We start from the raw sequence: 26152 nt of genomic DNA on the forward strand, positions 1-26152 counted from the left end.
AGATTACCGGCGCGCGTGGCATTCGGCGCATACGCTTGCGACCTCTGAGTTGCCTCAAGGCGACATGATACGCGGCTGGCGGGCCCCGGTCAGAGCCCGCGCGACATCGCCGCGACGCCGGTGCGGGCCATCTCCACAAGGCCCAAGGGGCGCATCAATTCGGCGAAGGCGTCGATCTTTTCCGGCGCGCCGGTGATCTCGAAGACGAAGCTGGAATGCGTGCTGTCCACGGCGTTGGCGCGGAAGATATCGGCGAGGCGCAGCGCCTCGACCCGCTTGTCGCCCTCGCCCTCGACCTTCAGGAGGGCGAGTTCGCGCTCCACGCTCGCGCCCTCGACGGTGAGGTCATGCACCTCGTGGACCGGCACGATGCGGCCAAGCTGGGCCTTGATCTGCTCGATCACCTGCGGGGTGCCGGTGGTCACGATGGTGATGCGGGAGGTGTGGCCGGTATGATCGACCTCGGCCACGGTCAGGCTGTCGATATTGTAGCCGCGCCCCGAGAAGAGGCCGATCACGCGGGCCAGAACGCCCGGCTCGTTATCCACGATCACGGCGAGGGTATGGGTTTCCTGCACGTCCGAGAATTGCGGGCGCAGGTTATAGGCCGAATGCTTGGACGAGCCTTTTTTGATTTTCAGCGGGGACATTGACGTGTTCCTTGTTGAGGCGTTTTTGCCCCGGAATTTTCAAAAAATTTCGGGACGTTTTCTTTTCAAGAAAACGGGCTCAGACGAGCACCGCGCCGCCTTCCTTGATGGCGTCCTTGGTGGACGCTTCGCCCAGCAGCATCTTGTTATGCGGCTCGCCTGACGGGATCATCGGGAAGCAGTTCTCGTGCTTCTCGACAAGGCAGTCGAAGATCACCGGCCCGTCATGGTCGAGCATTTCCATGATCGCGTCATCGAGATCGGCGGGGTCCTTGCACAGGATGCCCTTGGCCCCGAAGGCCTCGGCCAGTTTCACGAAATCGGGCAGCGCCTCGGACCACGAGGACGAATACCGCTCACCGTGCAGGAGTTCCTGCCATTGCCGCACCATGCCGAGGCGTTCGTTGTTGAGGATGAACTGCTTGACCGGCAGGCGGTACTGCACGGCGGTGCCCATTTCCTGCATGTTCATCAGCCATGATGCCTCGCCGGCGACGTTGATCACCAATGCCTCGGGGTGGGCCATCTGCACACCGATGGAGGCCGGGAAGCCGTAGCCCATGGTGCCCAGGCCACCGGAGGTCATCCAGCGGTTGGGATCCTCGAAGCCGAGGTATTGCGCCGCCCACATCTGGTGCTGGCCGACCTCGGTGCAGATGTAGCGGTCATGCCCCTTGGTCAGTTCCTCCAGCCGGTGCAGCGCGTATTGCGGCTTGATCGTCTTGCCCTGCTGCTTGAACTTCAGGCAGTCAACCTTGCGCCATTCGTCGATCCGCGCCCGCCATTTGGCCAGACCTTCGCCATTCACCTTGCGGCCGCGCGATTTCCAGACCTTGAGCACGTCCTCGAGCACATGGGCGATGTCGCCGACGATGGGGATGTCGGTCTTGATCACCTTGTTGATCGACGAGGGGTCGATGTCGATATGCGCCTTGGTGCTGTCGGGGCTGAACGCATCGAGCCGCCCGGTGATCCGGTCATCGAAGCGCGCGCCGATATTGATCATCAGATCGCAGCCATGCATCGCCATGTTGGCCTCGTAAAGCCCGTGCATGCCCAGCATCCCCAGCCAATGCTTGCCGCTTGCGGGATAGGCCCCGAGGCCCATCAGCGTGGAGGTGATCGGGATGCCGGTGGCCTCGACCAGTTCGCGCAAAAGCTGGCTGGCGGCGGGGCCGGAGTTGATCACGCCGCCGCCGGTGTAGAACACAGGGCGCTTGGCCTTCTCGATGGCGGCGACCAGATCGGTGATGCCTTCGATATCGCCCTTGACCTGCGGCTGATAGTGATGCGTGCGCGCCTTTTGCGGCGTGACATAGTCGGCGGAGGCGAATTGCACGTCCTTGGGGATGTCGATCAGCACCGGGCCGGGGCGGCCCGAGGTCGCGACGTGGAACGCCTGATGGATCGTGTCCGACAGGTGCTTGGTGTCCGACACCAGCCAGTTATGCTTGGTGCAGGGGCGGGTGATGCCGACGGTATCGGCCTCCTGAAACGCATCTGTGCCGATCATGAACGTGGGCACCTGACCGGTCAGCACCACCAGCGGGATGCTGTCCATCAGCGCGTCCGTCAGGCCGGTGACGGCATTGGTGGCCCCGGGGCCCGAGGTCACCAGAACGACACCCGGCTTGCCGGTCGAGCGGGCATAGCCTTCGGCGGCGTGTACTGCGCCCTGTTCGTGGCGCACGAGGACGTGGCGGATGTCGTTTTGCTGAAAGATCTCGTCATAGATCGGTAGCACGGCGCCACCGGGATATCCGAATACGACGTCCACGCCCTGATCCTTGAGGGCCTGAACCACCATTTTCGCTCCGGTCATCTGACGTGTCATGTGCTTGTGCTCCGTGTATGACGTCATTTCAATTCGCATAAAAAAGCCCCCGACCGTGAGACGGGGGCGCATGGGGAACCATCAGGGTATCCGTTACCGGCCCATGCGCCACGTGCCTACGATGTCTACTAGCGTGTCCACCCGCGCGACTCCTTTGCTGCGTGGCGGAGACATTAGGTCTGGTGGGCGGGGGCGTCAAGGCGATATGGCGGATAAAATGTCGCCAGCGGGGGCGTTTTCTTTGCATTTGTTGCGTGAATTGGCGGGGATCGGCTTGGTCTCGTGCTCTCTTTGAAGATGACGGGTCCATTCTCTGCTTTTTTGTGATCGTCGGGAATAATCCCGGTGCCGCTACGTTTACAGTCACGGTCGCACAAGCTGGTGGCCGGAACCGAACGAAGAAGGAGAGAGTTTGATGGCTGATGAAGACGTTAAAAACACGTCGCGACGCCGTATGCTGGCGCGACTGGGCCTCTCGGCAGGGGCCGTTTATGTGGCTCCGGTGATGTTGCATCTCGGTGCTGCGCATGCATCAGGCGGCGGTGGCGGCTCTGGTGGTGGCGGTGGTGGCTCCGGTGGAGGCGGTGGCGGCTCCGGCGGCGGTGGCTCGGGTGGCGGCCGCGGTGGTGGATCCGGTGGCTCGGGTGGAGGTCGCGGGGCGCGCGGTGGGTCTGGGCCGTCCGGCGGCGGCCGTGGCCGCAGGGGTGGTGGCAATCTTGGTGGTCTTGGCCGTGCCGTTCGCGGCGCGGCGCGCGGTCTTGGTATCAATTTCTGAGATGCCGCGGAGTGACACCAACGCTGCGGACGAGGGGGCGCGCATTCTGCGTGCCCCCGCCTCTGGGGTCGCTCGCCTGTCGATTCCGGCTGCGCAACATGCGCTGGAGTTGCTTGATTGCGATGCAATTCCCGACGCTCTGTCGACGGTGATGCCGGACTGGGCGTTCGCGGCGTGCCCGGATGAGAAGCATGAGGAAACTTGCGCCTCTGTAATCCGGATGCAGGCCGATGGCCGCTATAGTTTCCGCTCGCGCTGGGGGCGAGACGCGCTGACCGGGCTTGGTTTGGCGGGAGCCACTTGCGGTGCGGTGGCCGATATCACGCAGGCCTATCTGGATGCGCGGCCCGGTCTGCTGGGCCTGCATTGCGGTGCTGTGCGGATTGACGGCCAGCTTGTGATTTTCACCGGCCCCTACAGGGCTGGCAAGACGACGCTTGTCACCCGCCTTGGGATGGAGACGGGCACCGAGCTTTTCTGTGACGACGTGCTGCCGGTGGAGCCGGGTGGAGAGGCGGTCGCGCTGGGGATTCAGCCACGCCTGCGTTTGCCGTTGCCTGATGGTATTGCGGTGCCGTTCCGGCGCCAAGCCACGCGAAGCATCACGCTATACGATCACCGCTACGGCTATGTCGCGCTGCCGGGTCAGGCCCCGCTTGGAACGCGCGCCCCGCTTGCGGCGGTGGTTGTCCTCACGCGGCAGGAGGGGATGCCTGCGCGGTTTTCCCGGCTGCGCGCCGAAGACGGGGCGGCATGTCTTATCCGCCAGAACATTGCCGATCCCGGCGACATGACTGCGCATTACGACGAAATAGCCGGTATGGTGGAGAGGCTGCCCTGCGTCGCGCTTGAGTATTCGAACCTCGAAGAGGCTGTGGCCCTTGTTCGTGCGGCCTTTGCGGGTGGCCGGAGACCGGAGGCATGGGTGGACAGGCGCGCCGAATGCCGGGTCGCGCCTGAAGCGGCGGAGGCCGTGCCGGCAGCCCTTGACCACCGCTTCAAGCGGTCGAGCGGCGTGATAGAACGGGTGATCGGTGCCGACATGTTCCTGTGGCATATCGATAGCCGCGAGTTTTACAGGCTGAACGCCGTGGGAGGGGCCGTCTGGACCCTGCTGGAGAATCGGGTGACGGGTCAGGAGATCGCCGATCTGCTCTGCGAGGTATTCCACGGCATGGGGCACGATCTGATCGCGGCAGACGTGGCGCGGCTGCTGGGGCCGATGATCGCGCGGGGGCTGGTCGAGAGCGAGAGTGCCTGACCTGCCGCGTCAGAGCCGCACGCCGGTGCCCTGCAGGACGCCGTGTTCCAGCGCGTAGCGGGTCAGGCCTGCAGTCGAGGAAATGCCCAGCTTGCGCTTGATGTTCTTGCGGTGGGTTTCGACCGTGCGCACCGAGATGTCGAGCGTCTCGGCCACCTCGCGGTTGGATTTGCCCTGCGCCAGTTGCAGCAGGATGGTCTGTTCGCGATTGGTCAGCTGTTCGCGGTCGGGCGCGGTGAATGGTGCAAGCGAGCCCTGTGCACCGGTGCAGAGATACCGCTGCCCGGCCATGACCGCGTCGATGGCGCGCTTGATCTCGTCGGTGGGCACGTCCTTGAGCACGTAGCCCGCAGCCCCGTGGCTGAGCGCCGAGGAGATGTATTCGGGGCTGTCATGCATGCTGAGGATCAGGATGCGGGTGCCGGGGCGGCGCTCCAGCAGGAGTTCGGCGGTCGACAGCCCGCCCAGCCCCGGCATGTTGAGGTCGAGCAGGATCACGTCGGGGGCGAGATGTTCGACCCGGTCGATGATCTCCTGCCCGGTGCTGCAGGTGGCGATCACCGCGACATCGTCATAGCTCTCTAGGATCGACTGGATGCCTTCGGCGACCATCGGGTGGTCGTCGACAATCACGATGCGGATCGGGGATGTGGTCATGCCTGTGCCTTTGTTTTCGGGGCGGGATCGGGTTGGCCTTGCGGTTTCAGCAGGTGGGTCAGCGGGACCGAGGCCTCGATCCCGGTGCCCGATTTCGAGGAGGTGATGCGCAGGGTGCCGTCAAGCTGGTCAATGCGTTCCTGCATGTTGCGCAGCCCGAGGCCGCTGCTGCCGCCCTGCCGGGCCTGTGCCTCGTCGAGGCCGCAGCCGTTGTCGGTGATCCGCAGGGTGGCCCCGTTGAGGTGGCCGCGCACGTCAATCGCCACATGGGTCGCGCCGGAATGGCGCTCGATATTGGTGAGCGCCTCCTGCGCCACGCGGTAGAGCGCGATCTTGGCCTCGTCATCGAGCCGATTGCGAAAGACCACGGTGGTGAACTCGGTCTCGATGCCGGTGCGTTTGCCGAAATCCTCGGCCAGCGCCTTGATCGCGGGCCCCAGCCCGAGATCGTCGAGCACGCCGGGGCGCAGGTCGCGGCTGATGCGGCGCACCTCCTGGATGGCACCCGAGAGGTGGGTGATGCCACGCTCCAGCGTGTCGGCGGCGCGCGCGTCGCCCGCCGCCAGCCGCCGCTTGGCGGTGTCGAGCGCGTAGCGCACGCCGACGAGGATCTGGCTGATCCCGTCATGCAGTTCGCGCGCGACGCGGCCGCGCTCCTCTTCCTGCGCGTCGAACACCCGCTGGGTCAGCCGCTTGAGCTTGGCATCGGCGAGGCGGCGTTCGCGGATGTTGATGAACAGGCCCGAGACGAAGACGAAGAGCAGCGCCGCAAGCATCGCCGCCCCGATATAGAGAAAGGTGCGTTCGACCCGGGCCTCGACCTTTTCGCGCGACTTGGCGACGGTGGCGACGACATCGTCGATGAAGACGCCGGTGCCGATGGCCCATCGCCAGTCCTGAAGCCCCGCCACATAGGCCACCATCTGTGCGCGTTCGCCGGTCGAGGGTTTGGGCCATTCATAGCTGTGATAGCCGCCGCCCGAGCGCGCCAGCCGGATCAGTTCGTCGGTGATTGGGCGGCCCGAGGGATCTTCGAGCCCGGTCCAGTTGCGCCCGATGAGTTCGGTGCGGCGCGGGCTGACCAGATTGGTGCCCTCGTAATCGTAGACGAAGAAATAGCCGTCCTGCCCATAAAGCATGCCCGCGAGGATCTGTGTGACCAGCAGCTTGGCGCGGTCGTCATTGGGGGCGGCGCGGCCGTAGATATTCACGAAGGCGGTGCGCGCGATGGAGAGGTAATTCTTGAGTTCCGCGCGCTTGGCCTCGATCAGCTGCGCCTCCAGCGTCTCGATCTCGCGTTCCGCCAGTTGCCGCGATTGCAGCGTCACCACGACCGAGATTGCCACCGCCGTCAGGATCAGTGGCAGCGTCGCGATCAGGAAAAGCTTTTGCCCGTAATTGAGGCGCAGGCGGGAGATGAGCTGTCTCATGGTTCAGCGATACGGCGAAACCCGCGCGATATCCAGTATTTCGCGCCTCACCGGTGGGGCGTGTCCCAGTCGGCGGGCGGCACGTTGCGCCGCCGCAGCCGCAGCGCGAGGCCGAGCGCCACGCCGGTGCCGATGGCGACGGTCAGATCCGCCAGCACGGTCAGGACGAGGGTCAGCAGCAAGAGCGCCAGATCGGCGCGGGGCAGGGCCATGTAGCCGCGCCATTTCTGCGGCTCTGCCATGTTCCACGCGGTCAGGATCAGCAGGCCCGCCAGCGCGGGCATCGCAAGATAGCCCGCAAGCGGGGCGGCGAGCAGCATCACGATCAGGATGGTGAGCGCGTGCACCATGCCCGCCACGGGGGTAAGCCCGCCTGCGCGCACGTTGGTTGCGGTGCGCGCGATGGCCCCGGTGGCGGGCAGCCCGCCGAAGAGGGCCGAGCCGATATTGGCCGCGCCGCCTGCGATCACCTCGGCATTGGGGCGGTATCTGCCGCCGATCATCCGGTCGGCGACCGAGGCCGACAGCAGCGATTCCACGCCTGCGAGGAACGCGATCACGAGGGCGGAGGGCAAAAGTTCGGTCAGCCGCGCGAGGCTGATATCGGGCAGGGCGGGCGTGGGCAGGGTCGCGGGCAGTGCGCCGTAGCGCGCGCCGAGCGTGTCCACCGGCAGGTGCCACAGCGCCACCGCCGCCGAGGCGGCACCGACCGCCACGATGAGGCCGGGATAGCGCGGGGCGGCGCGACGCAGGGCGACGATCAGGATCATGGTGCCGAGGCCGGTCATCAGGGCCGGGGCGCTCAGCGTGTCGCGCGCCTGCCAGAGCACCGCGATTTTGTCGAGGAACTCGCCCGGCAGGTCTTCGGTTGTCAGGCCGAGCAGGTCGCGGATCTGGCTGGTGGCGATGATGATCGCTATGCCGATGGTGAAGCCGTGGATCACCGGCTCTGGTATGTGCCGCACGAGGTTGCCTGCGCGCAGCGCGCCCGCGATCAGCAGGATCGCCCCCGCCATCAGCGTGGCGAGGACAAGCCCGTCATGGCCGTGTTCGGCGATGACGCCGTAGACCACGACGATGAACGCCCCCGTCGGCCCGCCGATCTGCACCCGGCTGCCGCCGAGTGCCGAAATCAGGAAGCCGCCGATGATCGCCGTGGTCAGCCCGGTGGCGGGCTCCGCGCCCGAGGCGATGGCGATGGCGATGCTGAGCGGCAGCGCCACCATCGCGACGGTGATCCCGGCCAGCACATCGGTGCGCAGCATCGCGGCGGTATAGCCGGGCAGGGTGCTGAGGATCTTGGGCTTCATGGACCTGTTCAACACCTGTGGTGCGGCCTGATCAAGCGCCAATCCGGTGATTGCGGGATCCGCACGCGCAACGCGCGAAGAATTTACCGGGAAAATGTGCCCTCTACGCAGTACTAGGTATTTGCAGACATTGAAGCGCTGTCTAAGGTCAGCGCACTTTAGAGGGTCCGGGTGCCGCCGGAGCGAGGGCGGCATCTTTCATAATGGGGAGGAAAACCAATAATGGATCGTCGTTCTTTTCTGAAAAATACTGCTCTGGGTGGCTCTGCCGCCGCCGCAACAACGCTGGCCGCACCGGCCTATGCGCAAGGCAATCGCACGCTGACCATGGTCACCACATGGGGCCGGGGTCTGGCCGGTGTGTTCGACGCCGCACAGCGCGCCGCCGACAACATCAACGGCATGGCCGATGGCGCATTGACCATCGAGGTCAAGGGTGCCGGTGAACTGGTGGGCGCCTTCGAGGTGTTCGACGCGGTGACCGCCGGTCAGGCCGATCTCTATCACGGGGCGGATTATTATTTCGTGGGTCAGCACCCGGCCTATGCGTTCTTTACCTCGGTGCCGTTCGGGATGACCGCGCAGGAACTGGTGAACTGGTACTACCACGGTGAGGGCGCGGCGTTCCACGATGAGCTGGGCGAGATTTTCGGCCTCAAGTCGTTCCTTGCGGGCAATACCGGCGCGCAGGCCGGTGGCTGGTTCTCGAAAGAGATCAACGGGCCCGAGGATTTCAACGGTCTGAAGTTCCGGATGCCGGGCCTGGGCGGTCTGGCGCTGGGCAAGCTGGGCGCATCGGTGCAGAACCTGCCCGGGTCGGAAGTGTATCAGGCGCTGGCCTCGGGGGCCATCGACGGCACCGAGTGGATCGGCCCCTGGGCGGACGAAAAGGCCGGGTTCCAGGAGATCACCAAGACCTATTACACCGCCGGGTTCCACGAGCCGGGCGCGGGTCTGTCGATCGGCATGAACCGCGACGTGTTCAACGAACTGACGCCGGCGCAGCAGAAGATGGTCGAGATCGGCTGTGCAGAGGCGCATCAGTGGAACCTCGCGCAGTTCCTGTCCAATAACGGTGCGGCGCTGCAGCGTCTGCAATCGGCCGGTGTCAAGACGATGCAGTTTCCCGACAGCGTCTGGGATGCCTTCGGCGAAGCATCGAACGCCGTGCATCAGGAGAACATGGGCGACGACATCTACAAGCGCGTCTATGACAGCTACATGGCGTCGATGGCCTCTTCGTCGTCGTGGATCCAGAAATCCGACGGTGCCTACACGGCGCAGCGCGACCGGGTTCTGGGCTGATCCGCGCCACTAACGCACCATGACAGGCAGGCCCCGGCATCTCCGGGGCCTGCCACTTTACCCAACAGGGGGCGTTGCGACCCGTCAGAGGCCGCGCGTGTGAGGGGGAGAGATGCTCGACGCTGTTCTCTGGCTGATCCAGAATATCGCCATGGCCTTTTACAACCTTGGCTATGCGCTGACCCATCCGGGCCTGTGGCTCGACTGGTCGAACAAGGAAGCGATCATGCGGTTCGTCTATTATGGCGGGTCGGTGGAGTTCTTCTTTGTGGCCTTAACCGCCTTTCTGGTGATCACCGGGATCGGCATGTGGAAGCACAGCTTTCTATGGGGCTGCGTGCGCGGGCTGGAAGGCTTTGCCAACACGGTGGGGCGCTTTTTCGCCTGGGCCGGGCTGATCATGGTGATCCAGCAGATCATCATCGTCTTCATTCAACGCATCTTTGCCCGGCCCGATATCGTTCTGGGCTTTGGCATCCCGCTGCAATTCGACATCAGCTGGTGGGCTGAGGAGCTCAAGCTCTATAACGCGATGATCGTGGCGCTGTGCTGCACCTACACCTTCGTTCAGGGCAACCATGTGCGGGTCGATCTGTTCTATGCGCCGGTGCGGCACGGCACCAAAAAGGTGATCGACATGTTCGGCTCGCTCGTCTTCATGATGCCGATGGCGGTGCTGACATGGATGTATGGCTGGTATTTCATGTGGCGGCACCTGATCACGCCGAAACCCTCGGCGTCGGACACGCTGGACCGGCTGATCCTCAAGGCGCGGGCGGTGCGCTGGAATGTCGAGACCATCGGGTTCAGCCCCAACGGGTTCAACGGCTATTTCCTGTTCAAGGTCCTGCTTGTGGCCTTTGCGGGCATGATCTTTCTGCAGGCCTGCGCGTTTTTCTGGCGCTCCTGGCTGGAATGGAAGGAAGGGCCCGAGAGCCTGAACAAACATCTCGACCGCGACACGCTGGGCGCGGGCGAAGAAGCCTATGAAGGCACGCATTAAGGGGACTTTGGGACATGCTATTCGGACTTGATGGCGTCGAGATCGGCCTGATCATCGTCTTTATGTGCCTCTTCGGCGGCATCCTGTCGGGCTTTCCGGTGGCCTTTGCCATCGGCGGGGCCGGGGTGGTGTCGTTCGCGATCATCGCCGGGTTGGACAGTGCGGGGTTGCTGATCCATCAGGCGATCGACACCGGCAGCGCGGCCTATGACGCAGTGGTGGCGAGCGGGGTGCGGCCCGATGCGATCTCGATCTTCCGGTATCCGGATCTGCCACGCATGGCGGAGCCGGTCTTTGACCGGGGCTGGGAGGTGGCGCTGGATCGCAACGTGTCGTTCATCGTCAACCGCATCAACGAGCGGGTGCTGGCCGGGGCCGCGATCGAGACGCTGCTGGCGGTCCTGATGTTCGTGATGATGGGGATCACGCTGGAACGCTCGAAGATCGCCAATGACCTGCTGACCACGATGGCCAAGGTGTTCGGCCCGCTGCCCGGCGGTCTGGCCGTGTCGGTGGTGGTGGTGGGCACCTTCCTTGCCGCCTCCACGGGGATTGTCGGTGCGACCGTGGTGACGATGGGCCTGCTGAGCCTGCCCACGATGCTGCGCGCAGGCTATTCCCCGCAGATCGCAACCGGGGTGATCGCGGCCTCGGGCACGCTGGGGCAGATCATTCCGCCCTCCATCGTGATCGTTCTGCTCGGCACGCTGGCCGGCGATCTCTATTCCGTGGCGCAGGACAACCGGGCGATTGCCGCCGGGTGTTCGGATGCGCTGACCTTTCTGGGCGAGCCTGCGGTGGTGTCGGTGGGCACGCTGTTTCAGGCGGCGCTCTTGCCGGGCATATTGCTGGCGTTGCTTTATGCGCTCTATGCCTTTGGCTATGCACTGGTGAATCCGTCGAAGGCCCCGGCGGTGCAGCTGGGCGGCGGCACCGGTGGCGAGGTGATCACGCGCGGCGAGGGCTTTACCTGGTTCCTGGGCGTGCCGGTGGCGCTGATCGCGGGCACGATGCTGCTCTCGACACTGGGCATGGTGGGCACGCAAAACCTGACCATCGACAGCTTTACCGACATGGGCGAAACGGCGTCCCTGCGCACCAATGTGAGCCCCGAGTGCCAGGCGTCGATGATCGAGTTGCACGGGCAATCGGCCTGGGATGCGGCCGTGGCCGAGCAGGAGGCGATAGACGAGGCGGGCGGCGTCGAGCAGAGCGTGCGTCTGAGCCCCGAGGAGATCGAGCAGCTGCGCATTGACAAGATCGCCGATGCGGCCCCCATCGGGACCGGCGTGGCGACGATCATGGTCATGCTGGGCCTGACGCTGGCGGTTGCGCGCGGGGTGGCCCCGTCGGCCAATCCGGCACCGCTGTTGATCGGGGGGCTGGGCATCGTGCTGGGCCTTCTGGCGGATATCGTGCTTATCGCGCCGACAACATCGCCGGGGGTTACGGTGCTGATCCTCGCGCTGCCGCTGGCGCTGGCGCTTTATGGCTGTGCCCATGGCGCCGGGCGGATGGCGCAGAACGAGCTCATTCGCGTGGTCTTTCCGCCATTGGTGCTGATCGTGGCGGTGCTGGGCTCGATCCTCGGCGGGATCACCAATCCGACACCGGCGGCGGCGCTGGGGGCGGGCGGGGCGATCATGCTGGCGGCCTATCGCAAGCTGCGCGATCAGGACCGGTCGCCCCGGATCATCCTGTTTTCCACGCTTGCCGTGGTGGTGGCCATCCTGATCGGCATCAATTTCGACCTGCGGATCAACAACGAGGTGGTCAGTTTCGAGAACTGGGTGGCGTTCCTTGCGGCCTATGCGGCCTATCTCTATGCCGCCTTTGGCCTGCTCTTTGCCTGCTGGGTGCTGTTCACCGGCGGGGTGCTGACCCCGGTGGTGCGCGAGACCGCCAAGGTCACGAGCATGGTGTTCACCATCCTGATCGGCTCGCAATTGCTGAACCTCGTGGTGATCAGCTTTGGCGGCGAGCATTACATTCAGGAATTCCTCAAGAGCTTCGACAATGAGTTCAAGGTCTTCCTGATCGTGATGCTGGTGCTGTTCATCCTCGGCTTCGTGCTCGATTTCCTGGAGATCATCTATATCGTGATCCCGATTGTCGGACCGGTGATCTATGGCGGCAGTTTCGATCCCAAATGGGTGACGATCATGATCGCGGTGAACCTGCAGACGTCGTTCCTGACGCCGCCCTTCGGGTTTGCGCTATTCTATCTGCGGGGGGTCGCGCCAAAGGAGGTGACAACGGGGCATATCTATCGCGGGGTGTTGCCGTTCGTGCTTATCCAGGTGGCGGGGCTGGCGATCCTGTGGTTCTTCCCGGATATCGTGACGATCCTTCCGGCGCTGATGGCGAATTGAGGGGGTGGGGTGATTTTGGCTTGGAGTCAACATCGGATTGAAGAACCTGCGCGGAATCAAGGGCGAAGCCCGCCGCGCATCGCCGTGCCGCCCCCCGGCGCGGCGATTTGGCTGCAACCTGCTCTGCGATCTATTCTTTTTCGGACTTGGCTGGCATAAAGCACTGCCAAACTGACGTCCGATCGCCACACCGCGGCACGACGACACGCGGCTCATCGCAACGATAGGTCAAGGCCATGCCCAACGATCCCGGTGCCTCAGCCGCGCGGGTCGAGCAGCTTGGCGAGGATGCGATTGCGGGTGATCTGGCCGAGCAGTTTGCCGTTTTCCTCGACGCCCACCGGCGTGTCGTGCCCCTGCGCCTGTTCCATCACCTGCTGAATGGTCGCATCGGGCGGCACCGTTGACGTGGGCGTGCCGGTGGCCGCCTCCATCACGTCGCGCGCGCAGAGCACGCCCAACGGGTTCATATGGGCCACGAATTCGGCCACGTACTCGGTCGCCGGGTTGGTGAAGATCTCTTGCGGGGTGCCGCATTGCACGATGCGCCCGCCTTCCATGATGGCGATGCGATCGCCCAGCTTGAACGCCTCGTCGAGGTCGTGACTGACGAAGATGATCGTGCGTCCCAGCTTCTTTTGCAGGTCGATGAGTTCGTCCTGCAAGTGGTTGCGGATCAGCGGGTCGAGGGCCGAGAACGGCTCGTCCATCAGCAGGATCGGCGCGTCTGTGGCGAAGGCGCGGGCAAGGCCCACGCGCTGTTGCATGCCGCCCGACAATTCACCCACCTTGCGGTCGGCCCAGTCCGACAGGTTGACGAGGGCAAGCTGGTCGGTGACCCGCTGTGCGCGCTCGGATTTCGGGATGCCCGCGAGTTCGAGGCCAAGCCCCACGTTCTCGGCCACCGTGCGCCAGGGAAGCAGCCCGAATTGCTGGAACACCATGGCGATATGGTGCTGCCGCAAGCGCCGCAGCGTGGGGGCGTTGGCATGGGTCACGTCGACCATCTGCGTGCCGTCATGCACCTCGACCGTGCCGCGCGCCACCGGGTTGAGCCCGTTGACCGCGCGCAACAGCGTGGACTTGCCCGAGCCCGACAGGCCCATCAGCACGAGGATCTCGCCGGGGGCCACCGACAGATCGCAGTCATGCACGCCCAGAACCTGGCCCGTGGCGTGCTGGATCTCGGGGCGCGATTGCCCGGCGTCCATCAGCGGCAGGGCGGTCTCGGGCGCGTCGCCGAAGACGATGGACACGGATTTGAAATGGACGCTGGCCTCGGTCATTTGCGGCCCTCCATGCGCAGCATCCGGTCGAGCACGATGGCGACGACGACGATCATCAGGCCAGACTCGAACCCGAGCGCGATATTCACGGTATTGATCGCGCGCAGCACCGGCACGCCGAGACCGTCCGCGCCCACCAGCGCGCCGATCACCACCATCGAGAGCGACAGCATGATGGTCTGGTTGAGCCCCGCCATGATCTGCGGCAGGGCGTAGGGCAATTCGACCTTCCACAGGGTCTGCCGGTTGGTGGCTCCGAACGCCTGTGCCGCCTCCAGCAGCGGCTGCGGCGTATTGGAGATGCCCAGATGCGTCAGGCGGATGGGGGCGGGGACCACGAAGATCACCGTGGCAATCAGCCCCGGCACCATGCCGATGCCGAAGAACACGATGGCCGGGATCAGGTAGACGAAGGGCGGCAGCGTCTGCATCAGGTCGAGTACCGGGCGCATCCCGTCATAGAGCCGGGGCCGGTGGGCCGCCGCAATGCCGATGGGCACGCCCATGGCCATGCAGAAGATGCAGGAGGACAGTACCAGCGTAAGGCTTTCGGTGGTTTCCTCCCAATAGCCCTGATTGAGGATGAAGAGAAAGCCGAGGGCCACGAAAAGGCAGGTCTTCCAGTTGCGCTGAAGCGCCCATGTGAGGCCGACGAACACCGCGATGATCACCAGCGGATGCGGGGATTGCAGGACCCAGAGGAACGCGTCGATCAGCGCTTCCATGAGCACGGCCAGCGCATCGAAAAACCCGGCGGCATTGTCTTGCAGCCAGAGGAAGAAATCCTCGGCCCATGTCCCCACGGGGATCTTGTGATCGCTCAGCCACTCCATCAGTTCGCCTTGTTCAGTGGATTCCAGTTGGTGTGCCGCTCGGATAGGATAGCTGCGTGTTCGATCATGACGCGCACGGTCTTGGAGGTGAGTTCGGCGTCTTGCGAGTTGGCCTCAAACCTCATCACGGCCTCGGTGCAGGTTTCGAGCATGACAGGCTCGTTTTTGTCGAGACGTTCCAGTAGTAGGCTGTTGACCCAAATCGACGTTTTTTGGCTAGCGCCGGGGGTGCGGTAATTCTGCATCCGGCGGCGTAGGTTTAGGGTTTCGCCTACATAGACGGATCGGCTGATCGGGAGCCTGATACGGTAGATTCCGGCGCATTCTGGCAATCGCGGAAAGCGCAGGGCTGAGGCTTGCAGGGTAATTTCACCCACGCTTTGCCAATAAAACTCGACGCTCAGGCGCGTCGGCGCAACGGCAAGGGTCGCGACGCCCGGCGGCACCGCCGGGCAGCCCCCGACCGCCCCCCAGGGCGGGGGCTTCTCCCCCGCCCGCGGTCGGGGGCTGCCCTCGGGGACATATTTTGACGTTTTGGGATGATTGGCAATTGCGCCGAAAGAGGGCTTGACCCTTTGGATGAGGCCGTCTTCGGCAAGTTTGCGGCAGCGTGCGTTTACTTGTTGGTGACGCGATTTTGGCCCCGGGATCATGCCTGCGATCTCGGCATCGGTGATCCCGGGCCTTTCCTGTATCAGGGTGAGGATGTCATCCCTGAGCGTCATCTTCACAGCCCCAACTCACCCTTGACCGCCGCCATCGCGTCGTCGCCACCTTGGGTGGTGACGCCGTCGAGCCAGCCGTCGAGTACACCAGGATTGGCCTTGAGCCATGCGGTGGCCGCCTCTCCGGGGTCGGTGCCATCGTCAAGGATCGCGGCCATGATCTCGTTTTCCATCGCCAGCGTGAACGAGAGGTTCTCCAGCAGTTTGCCGACGTTCGGGCATTCCCCGACATAGCCCGCGCGGGTGTTGGTGTAGACCGTGGCGCCACCGAGATCAGGGCCGAACCAGTCGTCGCCGCCGGTCAGGTAGGTCATGTCGTGATTGGCGTTCATCGGGTGCGGTTCCCAGCCGAGGAACACGATCGGCTCTTCACGGCGGTCAGCGCGGCTGACCTGCGCCAGCATGCCCTGCTCGGAGCTTTCCTTGACGTCGAAGTCCGAGAGTCCAAAAGCATCGGCCTCGATCATGTCGAGGATCAGGCGGTTGCCGTCATTGCCGGGCTCGATGCCGTAGATCGTCTCGTCGAGCGCGTCGGCATGCTCGGCTATGGTGCCGAAGGAGGTGATGCCGAGGTCGGCCCCGGCGGCATTGGTGGCGAGCGTGTATTTCGCGCCTTCGAGGTTGGCGCGTACGGTTTCGACGGTGCCGGCCTCGCGGTAGGGGGCGATATCGCCCTCCATCGTGGGCATCCAGTTGCCCAGGAACACGTCGATATCGCCTGCCGCGAGCGAGGTATAGGTGACCGGCACCGACAGCACCTTGGTCTCGGTCTCATAGCCCAGAGCTTCGAGCACCACGGTGGTCGCGGCGGTGGTGGCGGTGATGTCGGTCCAGCCCACGTCTGAGAAGGTGACGCTCTCGCAATTGGCAAGCGCGGGGCCTGCGGCGGTGGCGAGCGCGAGGGCGGAAAGGGTGGTCTTGAGGGTCATCATGTCTCTCCCGTTATCGGTGGTGCGGGCGCATGGCCCGCTTGGCCAAGGGCCCGGAGGTTGATACCCCCGGGCCCCGGCATGTCTGTCAGGCGGTCAGGGTCAGGCCATCCACCAGCGCTCGATCCAGCGCTGGCCGTCGACATCCCAGTTGGAGCCCATCACGTCGGAATGCCCGACCTTGGTCGAGTTGCCGAAGACGTAATTGGCGAACATCGGGACGATGACGCCGCCCTCGTTGCTGACCAGGGCCTGCATCTCGAAATACATCTCGCGGCGCTTGGCCTCGTCGAGTTCCGAGCGCGCCTTGAGCATCAGCTCGTCGAAGCGGTCGTTGCACCAGAAGCTGTCATTCCACGACGCGCCGCACTTATAGGCGGTCGAGAACATCTGGTCCTCGACCGAGCGGCCCGACCAGTAGACGGCGCAGAACGGCTTTTTCATCCAGACGTCGGACCAGTAGCCGTCATTGGGCTCGCGTACCGGCGTCAGGTTGATGCCCGCCTCGGAGGCGGAGCTTTGATAGAGCACGGCCGCGTCCACGGCCCCGACAAAGGCCGCATCGGCCGCCGAGAGCGAGACATCGACGCTGTCGACCCCGGCCTTCTTGAGGTGGAATTTCGCCTTGTCGGGATCGTAGGCTTTCTGCTCCAACTCGGTATTGTAAAAGCGCTGGCCCTGACCGATCGGGTGGTCATTGCCGACCGAGCCGTAGCCGAACAGGATCTTGTCCACGAGTTCCTGGCGGTTGATGCCGTATTTAAGCGCAAGGCGCACGTTGACGTCATCATAGGGCGCGGCGCGGGTATCCATCGCGAAGGTGTAATGCTGCGTGCCCGCGACCGAGTTGATCTGGATGTCGGGGCGGCGCGCCAACAGGCCCACGGTCTTGAGGTCGAGCCGGTCGGCCACGTCCACATCGCCCGAGACGAGTGCGGATGTGCGGGCGTTCTGATCGACGACGGCCAGAACCTCGGCGCTGTCGAACCAGGCCACGTCATCGCGCCAGTGGCCCTCGTGGCGTTCCACTGCGAAGGATACGCCCGGGCTGAAATCCTTGAGCTTGTAGCTGCCGCAGCCATCGCCAGAGCGCCAGTCGATGCCGTCGCCATCTGCCTTGCAGATCACCAGGTGATAGTCGCTGAGGATGAACGGAAAGTCGGCATTGCCGCCATCGAGGGTAAAGACGACGGTGTCATTGCCCTCGGTTGCGATGTCCTGAATGGGCGCCACGATCGGCCCGGCGGCCGAAGTCGAATCCTCGCCCCGGTGATGGTTGAGCGAATTGACCACATCGGCGAGATCGAGTTCCTTGCCGGAGTGGAACGTCACCCCCTTGCGGATCTTGAAGCGCCAGACCGAGGCATCGTCGGAGGCCTCCCAGCTTTCGGCCAGTTCGGGCTTGAGCGAGCCGTCGGCGGCAACCTCTGTCAGGCGGCCATGAATGGCGAAGGACATCGAGGTGGTAAAGCTGTTTTCATAGGTCGCCGGGTTCAGCGTGTCGGTGGTCTGGCCGTGGCCGATGGCGGCGCGCAGGTGGCCGCCGCGCTTGGGCTGGGCGCGCGCGCTCAGCGGCAGGCCCGCGACAAGTGCCGCACCGGCGGTCGTGGCCATGAAGCCGCGACGATTCATGCGGCCGGAATTGAGGATGGTCATCTTGGTGGTCTCCCTTCGAGTTATTCATCCTGACCTTGCTCTGCGGGCGGTCGGCCTAGTGGCCCACGCGCCGCGGCGGTCAGTTGCGATAAGAATAGGCTAATATGACGGCGCAGTGAAATACAACGTCGTTATCTGTCCCTGTCGGTCGGTGCGTCCCCTTGTTTTCTTGATTGACGAGTCAATTAAACACGATTACGCCGGTCAGGCAAGCACGCAAGCGGAGGGGCGAATGCCCAAGATTGGAATGGAGCCCATCAGGCGCAGTGCGCTGGTCGAGGCGACGATCCACGAGATCGGCGCGCGCGGTTCGCTCGATGTGACGGTGGCGCAGATCGCCAAGCGGGCGGGCATGTCCTCGGCCTTGGCGCATCACTATTTCGGCTCCAAGGAGCAGATTTTCGTGGCCGCGATGCGCCATATTCTGACGCTATACGGGGCCGAGGTGCGCGGCGCGCTGATCATGGCCAGGACCCCGCGAGAGCGGGTCGAGGCGATCATTCGCGCCAGTTTCACCCCGGCGCAGTTCCGGCCCGAGATGGTCTCGGCCTGGCTCAATTTCTACGTGCAGGCGCAGCGCTCTGACGACGCCCGGCGGCTCTTGCATATCTATCAGCGGCGGTTGCGCTCGAACCTCTATCACGCGTTTCGCCAGATCACACAGACCGAGGCGCAGACCCTGACGCGCGGCTTGGCCGCGATGATCGACGGGCTCTATATCCGCCAGGCGCTTGGCGAGGGTGAAACCGCACCGGGGCCCGCCATCGACGTGCTGCTGCGCTATCTCGGCACCTCTCTCCAGCAATCCAAGGAGCCGACATGACCGCCCCGAACATCCTGATTTTCATGGTCGATCAGCTCAACGGCACGCTGTTTCCCGACGGCCCCGCGGACTGGCTGCATGCGCCCAACCTCAAACGTCTGGCGGCGCGCTCCACCCGCTTTGCCAATGCCTACACGGCCTCGCCGCTCTGCGCGCCGGGGCGGGCGAGTTTCATGTCGGGGCTGCTGCCGTCGCGCAGCCGTGTCTATGACAATGCCGCCGAGTTCTCGGCGGATATTCCGACCTATGCCCACCACCTGCGCCGCGCGGGCTATCAGACCTGCCTGAGCGGAAAGATGCATTTCGTCGGCCCCGATCAGCTGCACGGCTTCGAGGAGCGGCTGACCACGGATATCTACCCTGCCGATTTCGGCTGGACGCCGGATTATCGCAAGCCCGGCGAGCGGATCGACTGGTGGTATCACAATCTCGGCTCGGTCACCGGCAGCGGCGTCGCCGAGATTTCCAACCAGATGGAATACGATGACGAGGTGGCCTACAACGCCACCCGCAAGGTCTACGACCTCGCACGCGGGAAAGACGCGCGGCCCTGGTGCCTGACGGTCAGCTTCACCCATCCGCATGATCCCTACGTGGCGCGGCGCAAGTACTGGGATCTCTACGAGGAATGCGAGCATCTTCTGCCGCAGGTTCCGGCGATGGAATACGAGGATCACGACGCGCATTCGAAGCGTATCTTCGATGCCAATGACTGGCGCTCGTTTGACATCTCGGAAGAGGATATCCGCCGCTCCCGCCGCGCCTATTTCGCCAATATCTCTTATCTCGACGACAAGATCGGCGAGGTGATGGAGGCGCTGGAAGCCACCCGGCAGGAGGCTGTGATCCTCTTCGTGTCGGATCACGGCGACATGCTGGGCGAGCGCGGGCTGTGGTTCAAGATGTCCTTCTACGAGGGCTCGGCGCGCGTGCCGCTGATGATCAGCGCGCCGGACATGACGCTGGGCCTTGTGACCGACCCGGTGAGCAATATCGACGTCTGCCCCACCCTGTGCGATCTGGCAGGGGCCGACATGTCCGAGGTCATGCCATGGACCGAGGGCCAGAGCCTCGTGCCGCTGGGGCAGGGCGCGCGCCGCGACGCGCCGGTGGCGATGGAATACGCCGCCGAGGCGTCCTACGCGCCGCTTGTCTCGCTGCGCTATGGCAAGTGGAAATACACCCGCTGCGTGCTCGACCCCGATCAGCTTTTCGATCTGGAGGCCGACCCGCATGAATTGACCAACCTCGCCGACGATTCCGCCCATGCCGGGACGCTGGCGCAGTTGCAGGCCAAGGCCGCCGCGCGCTGGGATCTCGATGCCTTCGATGCGCAGGTCCGCGAGAGCCAGGCCCGCCGCTGGGTGGTCTACGAGGCCCTGCGCCAGGGCGGCTATTACCCCTGGGATTACCAGCCGCTGCAACAGGCGTCCGAGCGCTACATGCGCAACCACATGGATCTCAACGTGGTTGAGAAAAACGCCCGCTTTCCGAGAGGCGAATGATGGCTTCATCTTGCCATAAATACTCAAATACTCACCCCGGCCACGAAGGGCACCGCTGATGGAGGCCGATTACGTCATCGTCGGCGCCGGTAGCGCGGGCTGCGCCATGGCCTACCGTCTGGCCGAGGCGGGCAAATCCGTGCTTGTGATCGAGCATGGCGGCACCGATGCGGGCCCCTTCATCCAGATGCCAGGCGCGCTCAGCTACCCGATGAATATGAAGCGTTACGACTGGGGCTACCGCACCGAGCCCGAGCCGCATCTGAACGGGCGGCGGCTGGCCTGTCCGCGCGGCAAGGTGATCGGCGGGTCGAGCAGCATCAACGGCATGGTCTATGTGCGCGGCCATGCCCATGATTACGACCATTGGCGCGATCAGGGCTGCGACGGCTGGGGCTATGCCGATGTGCTGCCCTATTTCAAGCGCATGGAGAATTGGGACGATAGCGGCCATGGCGGCGATGCCGACTGGCGCGGCAGCGACGGCCCGCTGCATGTCAGCCGTGGCAAGCGTGACAACCCGCTGGTGCGCGCCTTTGTCGAGGCGGGGGTGCAGGCGGGGTATGAGCGCACCGACGACTATAACGGCGAAAAGCAGGAGGGCTTCGGCCCCTTTGAGATGTCGGTTTATAAGGGCCAGCGGTGGTCGGCGGCCAACGCCTATCTGCGCCCCGCTCTGAGGCTTGAGAATTGCGATCTGCTGCGCGGTCTGGTGCAGCGCGTGGTGATCGAAGAGGGCCGCGCGACCGGCGTCGAGGTGCTGCGCGGGGGGCGGACCGAGGTCGTGCGCGCCCGCGAGGAGGTGATCCTTGCGGCCTCCTCGATCAACTCGCCGAAACTCCTGATGCTCTCGGGCGTCGGTCCGGCGGCGCATCTCGCGGAACACGGCATAAAGGTACAGGCCGACCGCCCCGGCGTGGGCGCGAACCTGCAGGACCATCTGGAGCTTTACATCCAGATGGCCGCGAGCCAGCCGGTCAGCCTCTACAAATACTGGAACCTTGTCGGCAAGGGTTGGGTGGGGCTGCAATGGCTGTTGGGAAAGCAGGGGCCGGGGGCGTCGAACCAGTTTGAAAGCTGCGGTTTCATTCGCTCGGCGGCGGGCGTCGATTTCCCCGATATCCAGTTCCATTTTCTGCCCATTGCGGTGCGCTATGACGGCAAGGCTGCGGCCGAGGGGCACGGGTTTCAGGCCCATGTCGGGCCGATGCGCAGCGCCTCACGCGGCGCGGTGACCCTGCGCAGTGCCGATCCTTCTGATGATCCGGTGATCCGCTTCAACTACATGAGCGAGGACAGCGACTGGGTCGATTTCCGGCGCTGCATCCGGCTCACGCGCGAGATCTTCGAGCAGGCGGCGTTTGCGCCCTATGTGCGCCATGAAATCCAGCCGGGCGCGGCGGTGCAGAGCGACGACGCCCTCGATGATTTCATCCGCGAACATGCCGAAAGCGCCTATCACCCCTGCGGCACCTGCAAGATGGGGCGCGCGGATGATCCGGAGGCGGTGGTCGACCCAAAAGGCCGGGTGATCGGGGTCGATGGCTTGCGCGTGGCCGATTCGAGCATCTTCCCGCGCATCACCAACGGCAATCTCAACGCGCCCTCGATCATGGCGGGCGAGAAGATCGCCGATGCCGTGCTAGGCCGTCGCCTTCCGCCCGACAACGCCGCGCCCTGGGTGCATCCTGATTGGCAGATCGCGCAGCGCTGAGCGTGCGTTAACCTTTTGTTCACCTTTCGTCTTGAAAGGCAGCAGGACCTGCGCCCATAAGGGGGCATGTTAAGGATTTCTTTACTCATCGTTCTTAGTCTGTTCCCTGTGGCGTCCACGGCGCAGGGGTTCGGCGGGCCCGTGCGGGTGGTAGATGGCGATACGCTCGATGTGGGCGCGGTGCGGGTGCGGCTGCACGGCATCGACGCACCGGAACTGGGGCAGATCTGCACCAATCCCGACGGTGCGACCTGGGATTGCGGCACCTGGGTCGCCGATCAGGTGCGCGCGCGGATCGCCACCCGCGACGCGCGCTGCGAGACGGTGGACACTGATCGCTATGGGCGCACCGTGGCCACCTGCAGGGTGGCGGGGCAGGATGTCGGGCGGATGCTGGTGACGGACGGGCTGGCGCTCGCCTATCGCAAGTATTCGATGGCCTATGACCTCGATGAAAAATCGGCGGTCGTGGCCGGGCGCGGCTTGCACGGGCATCTCATGGCCCGCCCCGAGGATCACCGCCGCGCCGTGCGCGAGGAGCGGGCGCAGCAGAATGCCGCGCCGAATGCCGATTGCCCGATCAAGGGCAACGTCAGTTCCAAGGGGCGGCGCATCTACCACATGCCGGGGCAGGCCGATTACGCGCGCACCGTGATCCGGCCCGCGACCGGCGAGCGCTGGTTCTGCGACGAGGCCGCGGCCCGGGCGGCGGGCTGGCGCCGGGCCAAACGCTAGCCTGCAGGGGCAGGCTGCGCCGCGCGCCAAGGAATGACCGCTGCGGCGGATTTCTTGATCCGGATCAAGGCTTGCCGCTTGTGTGGCGTCTAGGCTCCGAGTCGAACGACACAGAAGGAGCAACGCGCGATGTCCCACACCCCCCATGAGCTGCATGAGGAATTTCCCGATCTGGCCGAGAAGATCAGCGAGATGAAACAGTCCGACGCGCATTTCGCCCGGCTGGCGGATGAATATCACGAGATCAACCGCCGGGTTCACCGCGCCGAGACCCTCGTCTCGCCGGTGGAAGAGCTGACTGAGGTGGAAATGCGCAAACAGCGCGCGGTGCTCAAGGATGAAATCTATCGCATGCTGACCGCCTGAACGGCCGGAGCAGGCACGGCCAAAGGGGCCGGGGGGACGTGTCCCGCCCGGCCCTTCGGTCGTCCGGAGCGTAAAAATTCTTGCAATGTGGCGCGGGGTTTTCCACCATGGACGGGTTGATCGAACGCCTTTCATCAGCCCATTCATTCGCCACGAGTGCCACAATGTCACAGATTCTCGCGCTGCACGCCTTGGACCCGATGGGCCATGTCGGTGCCGTGGCATGAGCGTCGCGCTCGCCCTGATCGCGCTCGCGCTCTTTCAGATCAAGCATTATCTGGCGGATTTCCAATGGCAAAACGGCTGGATGATCGCGGGCAAGGCGCGGTATGGCCATCCGGGCGGCGTGGCGCATGCCGGGCTGCATGCGCTCTTGTCGCTGCCGATCCTTCTCTTCGTGACAGGCGGTTGGAGCGGGACAGTCGCGGGGGTGCTGATCGCGGAAGGGCTGGTTCATTACCATATCGACTGGCTCAAGCTGCGCCTCGGTGCGGCGCGCGACATCGGACCTGACGACCGGGAATTCTGGCATCTTGTGGGGCTCGACCAGATGGCGCATCAGATGACCTATCTGGGTGTGCTCGCGGTGCTGGCCATCCAGGGGTGATCCGGCAGGGAAAAGCCCCCGACCGAACCGGCAACACGCTTGGACACGGTCTTGGGTTCGATCGAGGGCATCAGTTGGTCATAAAAATGACTGCTTACAATCAAGAGGACAGGTGACGGAAAAAACTGCACGCCACCCTCGGAAACCGGTGCCAGAGGGCCACTCACTACCCAGCCCCTCCGGGTGCCCGCACCGCACGGGAGTCTCGACGATGCGTTCCGGACGTTGATCAGCATACACTCACTGCGCTGATCCGGTGTCGATCGGGACCAACTCGTGATCGCCACCTGCCCGCCGAAGGGGTAAACCCCGATTTCCTGAATCCACTATGCGACGGGCGCGCTCACGCCGCTGTGATCCGCTTCACAGGTTGGGCGTGTTTTTTATGATTTCGGCGGGGTGGCACAGGCGAATGACGCCTGTCTCGATTTCAATGTCCCCCTGATCCTGCAGCAATTTCAATTGCTTGTTGACGGCTTCGCGGGTCACGCCCAGCATTTCGGCGAGCGCGGTTTGCGAAAACTTTCGCCCCAGGCTCAGACCTTCGGGGCGCAAGTCGCCATGTTGCAGGCCAAGTTCCGTCAGCTTTTGCAAGAGCCGGCGTTGCAGGTTGTCAAAGGCAAATCGGTGCAGGCTGTCATTCGATTGCCGCAGGCGCCGCGACAGAAAGGCGATGAGATGCCGCGCGAGCGCGGGTTCCTCTGCCAGAAGCGCGACCATGGTCCCGGTCCCGACATGCAAAAGCACCGAATCCTCCAGGGCGGTGACCGTCGCCGAGCGGGGATCGGGCGTCACGAGGGTCATTTCGCCCAGCGGTGCACCATGTTCGGGCAGCGCCAGCACGAGCGTGTTGCCGTCAGCATCGGTGATGCTGACCTGAACCAGCCCGCTGCACAGCACATAGAGCCCGTCCGAGGGATCGCCTTCGTGAAAGAGCGCCTCGCCCTTGGCGAGTGCAACGCCGCGCGTCCACGTCGCCATGCGGGTGATCACCTCGGGTTCCAGCCCGTCGAACAGCGGGCAGGCCCGCAGGAACCGCTCCTTCTGGGACGCGGCGATTTTCATGGTGCAGTCCGTCTGAACATGCGCGCGACGATACAGACCGCGCGACCGGGTTCAAGGTGAAATGACCGGCACGCGGCCGCTGATCGGCGAGAAATCCGGAAGGGGGCACGGTTGACCGCCCGGATCGTGCCGTCGCGCGCGGTCCGAGTCCTGTGTCGTCACTCCGTCTCGGTTACCCGGTATTGCGCCTTTGCCAGCCACTCTGGGCTGACCTCGACCCCCCAGCCGGGGGCGTCGGTCACCGTGGCGTGCCCGTCCTCGATCCGGTAGGGGTCAGAGGTGAAAAGACCCTGTTGCCAGGGGTAGTAGTCCAGCCCCTCGATCGAAAATTCCAGATACTTCCCGGCATTCGGGATCGCCCGCAGCAGGTGCATCGTGAACAGCGTCACCATCGACAGGTTGGCCGCGTGCGGCGTCACCGGCAGGCCCGCAGCCTCGGCCATGCGGGCCACGCGCAGGGTGCGCGACAAGCCGCCCAGATAGCAGATATCGGGCTGGATCACATCGACGACGCGGTCGCCGATCATGGTCTGCCAGCGTTCCATCATGCAATCCTGCTCGCCACCGGTGATGTCGATCCCGAGCGCGTCGGTCACTTCCTTCGTCTGCGCGAATTCCCAATAGGGGCAGGGTTCCTCGTAATGTGAGATGCCGTTGTCCTGCAGCATCCGCCCGACCTCGATGGCGCGGGCGGGGGAGTAACAGGAATTGGCATCGACCAGCAGGGCCACGTCGTCGCCCATGGCGCGGCGCATGGTGGGCACGATCTCTTCGGTGCGGCCGGGCCATTCGTCGCGGTCGCGCCCGACCTCTGCGCCGATGCGGAACTTGAAGGCGTCAAACCCGTGCGTGTCGCGCAGCCGCAGCAGGCGCGTGGCCTCATTCTTTGGCGTGATATCGCGCTTCATCGACGAGCCATAGGCCCGGACCGGACCCGGCGTGCCGCCGATCAGTGCGCAGACCGGCTTGCCCTCGCGCCGCCCGCGCATGTCCCAAACGGCCGTGTCCACCCCGCCCATGGCCCGGCGCAGGTAGGCACCGGGGAATTTGTGCTCGCGGTCGCGCACGAGGTCGAGCATCGCGTCGATGTCATCGCAGCCGAGCCCGAGCACATGCGGCGCGACCTGCCGGTGCAGCACCTGCGCGGTGATATCGGCGCAGTAGGGGGCGACTTGCCCCCAGCCCTGCGCCCCGTCTTCGGCGGTCGCCCGGACGAAACAGACGAATTCGTTGGAAAAAGTTTCGAGTTTGACGAGTTTCATGAGGCTTCACCGGTGTTTGCCGACCGAGACGGGCGGGTCCTGAAAACGC

General features: G+C 64.4%; 22 protein-coding genes. 10 read left to right on the top strand and 12 right to left on the bottom strand.

Annotated features, from left to right (window positions below):
* Positions 1-89: 89 nt before the first annotated feature.
* A complete protein-coding gene (gene ilvN, locus BMX04_RS12035; protein ID WP_050661959.1) occupies positions 90-650 on the bottom strand; it encodes an acetolactate synthase small subunit in 561 nt (186 codons plus the stop codon).
* 79 nt (positions 651-729) lie between these two features.
* The gene (locus BMX04_RS12040; RefSeq protein ID WP_050661962.1) at positions 730-2484 is read right to left on the bottom strand and encodes an acetolactate synthase 3 large subunit; all 1755 of its coding nucleotides are present in this window, start codon (positions 2482-2484) and stop codon (positions 730-732) included.
* Between the two features lie 527 nt (positions 2485-3011).
* On the opposite strand from BMX04_RS12040, the gene BMX04_RS12050 reads away from it, so the two are divergent.
* Positions 3012-4520, top strand: coding sequence for a PqqD family protein (locus tag BMX04_RS12050; RefSeq protein ID WP_217644472.1), 1509 nt, complete (start codon positions 3012-3014; stop codon positions 4518-4520).
* A 9-nt stretch (positions 4521-4529) separates the two neighbouring features.
* On the opposite strand, the gene BMX04_RS12055 is transcribed toward BMX04_RS12050, so the two are convergent.
* From BMX04_RS12055 to BMX04_RS12065, 3 genes are read right to left on the bottom strand one after another with little or no spacing between them, the layout of a single operon-like run.
* Positions 4530-5177 carry a response regulator transcription factor gene (locus tag BMX04_RS12055; protein WP_074786831.1) on the bottom strand — a complete coding sequence of 216 codons (648 nt, stop codon included), beginning with the start codon at positions 5175-5177 and terminating at the stop codon, positions 4530-4532.
* On the bottom strand, positions 5174-6607 hold the full coding sequence (locus BMX04_RS12060; protein ID WP_074786833.1) for a cache domain-containing protein: 1434 nt from the start codon (positions 6605-6607) through the stop codon (positions 5174-5176). Before BMX04_RS12060 ends, BMX04_RS12055 begins: the two co-directional genes overlap by 4 nt.
* A 47-nt stretch (positions 6608-6654) precedes the next feature.
* Complete coding sequence (locus BMX04_RS12065; RefSeq protein WP_074786835.1) at positions 6655-7917, bottom strand: SulP family inorganic anion transporter; 1263 nt, start codon at positions 7915-7917, stop codon at positions 6655-6657.
* A gap of 222 nt (positions 7918-8139) precedes the next feature.
* On the opposite strand from BMX04_RS12065, the gene BMX04_RS12070 reads away from it, so the two are divergent.
* From BMX04_RS12070 to BMX04_RS12080, 3 genes are all read left to right on the top strand, one after another.
* Positions 8140-9222, top strand: a complete 1083-nt coding sequence (locus tag BMX04_RS12070; RefSeq protein ID WP_074786837.1) for a TRAP transporter substrate-binding protein — start codon at positions 8140-8142, stop codon at positions 9220-9222.
* Positions 9223-9334: 112 nt separating this feature from the next.
* The gene (locus tag BMX04_RS12075; RefSeq protein WP_050661968.1) at positions 9335-10225 is read left to right on the top strand and encodes a TRAP transporter small permease subunit; all 891 of its coding nucleotides are present in this window, start codon (positions 9335-9337) and stop codon (positions 10223-10225) included.
* A gap of 14 nt (positions 10226-10239) precedes the next feature.
* Positions 10240-12597, top strand: a complete 2358-nt coding sequence (locus tag BMX04_RS12080) for a TRAP transporter large permease (protein WP_074786839.1) — start codon at positions 10240-10242, stop codon at positions 12595-12597.
* 257 nt (positions 12598-12854) lie between these two features.
* Here the strand turns inward: BMX04_RS12080 and choV are convergent, their stop codons facing one another.
* The 5 genes from choV to BMX04_RS12105 form a co-directional block, all read right to left on the bottom strand.
* On the bottom strand, positions 12855-13883 hold the full coding sequence (choV, locus tag BMX04_RS12085) for a choline ABC transporter ATP-binding protein (RefSeq protein ID WP_074786841.1): 1029 nt from the start codon (positions 13881-13883) through the stop codon (positions 12855-12857).
* Positions 13880-14716, bottom strand: coding sequence for a choline ABC transporter permease subunit (gene choW, locus BMX04_RS12090; protein WP_074786843.1), 837 nt, complete (start codon positions 14714-14716; stop codon positions 13880-13882). Before choW ends, choV begins: the two co-directional genes overlap by 4 nt.
* Positions 14716-15441 (bottom strand): GIY-YIG nuclease family protein, encoded by a 726-nt coding sequence (locus BMX04_RS12095; protein ID WP_074786845.1) that lies wholly within the window; start codon positions 15439-15441, stop codon positions 14716-14718. Before BMX04_RS12095 ends, choW begins: the two co-directional genes overlap by 1 nt.
* 2 nt (positions 15442-15443) lie before the next feature.
* Complete coding sequence (choX, locus tag BMX04_RS12100; RefSeq protein WP_074786921.1) at positions 15444-16370, bottom strand: choline ABC transporter substrate-binding protein; 927 nt, start codon at positions 16368-16370, stop codon at positions 15444-15446.
* 102 nt (positions 16371-16472) lie between these two features.
* Complete coding sequence (locus BMX04_RS12105; protein ID WP_074786847.1) at positions 16473-18026, bottom strand: ABC transporter substrate-binding protein; 1554 nt, start codon at positions 18024-18026, stop codon at positions 16473-16475.
* A gap of 232 nt (positions 18027-18258) precedes the next feature.
* Here BMX04_RS12105 and betI point away from each other — a divergent pair, with 232 nt between their 5' ends.
* The 6 genes from betI (at position 18259) to BMX04_RS12135 (ending at position 23776) form a co-directional block, all read left to right on the top strand.
* A complete protein-coding gene (gene betI, locus BMX04_RS12110; protein WP_083398173.1) occupies positions 18259-18849 on the top strand; it encodes a transcriptional regulator BetI in 591 nt (196 codons plus the stop codon).
* Positions 18846-20354 carry a choline-sulfatase gene (gene betC, locus BMX04_RS12115; RefSeq protein ID WP_074786849.1) on the top strand — a complete coding sequence of 503 codons (1509 nt, stop codon included), beginning with the start codon at positions 18846-18848 and terminating at the stop codon, positions 20352-20354. Before betI ends, betC begins: the two co-directional genes overlap by 4 nt.
* A 58-nt stretch (positions 20355-20412) precedes the next feature.
* Positions 20413-22068, top strand: a complete 1656-nt coding sequence (gene betA, locus BMX04_RS12120) for a choline dehydrogenase (RefSeq protein ID WP_074786851.1) — start codon at positions 20413-20415, stop codon at positions 22066-22068.
* A 66-nt stretch (positions 22069-22134) separates the two neighbouring features.
* Positions 22135-22803, top strand: a complete 669-nt coding sequence (locus BMX04_RS12125; protein WP_074786853.1) for a thermonuclease family protein — start codon at positions 22135-22137, stop codon at positions 22801-22803.
* A gap of 129 nt (positions 22804-22932) precedes the next feature.
* Positions 22933-23169, top strand: a complete 237-nt coding sequence (locus BMX04_RS12130) for an HP1242/YdcH family protein (RefSeq protein WP_050661976.1) — start codon at positions 22933-22935, stop codon at positions 23167-23169.
* Positions 23170-23392: 223 nt separating this feature from the next.
* Positions 23393-23776, top strand: coding sequence for a DUF3307 domain-containing protein (locus BMX04_RS12135; protein WP_074786855.1), 384 nt, complete (start codon positions 23393-23395; stop codon positions 23774-23776).
* Positions 23777-24139: 363 nt separating this feature from the next.
* Here the strand turns inward: BMX04_RS12135 and BMX04_RS12140 are convergent, their stop codons facing one another.
* Both BMX04_RS12140 and BMX04_RS12145 read right to left on the bottom strand, forming a co-directional pair.
* Positions 24140-24841: a Crp/Fnr family transcriptional regulator gene (locus BMX04_RS12140; RefSeq protein WP_074786857.1), complete on the bottom strand. Its 702-nt coding sequence runs from the start codon at positions 24839-24841 to the stop codon at positions 24140-24142.
* 158 nt (positions 24842-24999) lie between these two features.
* Positions 25000-26103, bottom strand: a complete 1104-nt coding sequence (locus BMX04_RS12145) for a mandelate racemase/muconate lactonizing enzyme family protein (RefSeq protein WP_074786859.1) — start codon at positions 26101-26103, stop codon at positions 25000-25002.
* Positions 26104-26152 lie beyond the last annotated feature (49 nt).

The sequence above is a fragment of the Roseovarius tolerans genome (assembly GCF_900109855.1).
In the GTDB taxonomy this organism is placed as follows: Bacteria; Pseudomonadota; Alphaproteobacteria; order Rhodobacterales; family Rhodobacteraceae; genus Roseovarius; species Roseovarius tolerans.